Raw genomic sequence first — 356 nt, forward strand, 5'->3', positions numbered from 1 at the left:
CGCATTCCGCGGTCTGGCAGACGACGTCGATTTGCATACTTGGCTTGAGAAATACATCTTCCCGCGCGAAGCAGAACTAAACAGTAGCGATTTTTATAAATATTCATGCGATGCGATAGACGAGATGATTTTGTTCGGCACAACCTGCCTAGCAGATATGTATCTTGATTCAGCGGCGGCAAAAAAATCATGCCAAGAAAAGCGCGTGCGGGCAAACATCTGCAGCCAAGGCAGAAATTTAGAATTAAATGAAACAGACAAAATCAAAATCGATGTCGGGCTTCACAGCGTATACACCGCCGAGCTAGACGATATAAAAAACATACTAAACCTTGGCAATAGATTCCATGTGCACA

1 protein-coding gene is annotated in these 356 nt (G+C 44.1%); it reads left to right on the top strand.

Annotated features, from left to right (window positions below; genetic code table 11):
* Nucleotides 1-31: 31 nt before the first annotated feature.
* A partial coding sequence (locus ACYVTD_RS18180) for an amidohydrolase family protein (RefSeq protein ID WP_461249006.1) occupies nt 32-356 on the top strand: 325 nt, incomplete at its 3' end.

This window comes from Treponema sp. R6D11 (assembly GCF_054786075.1).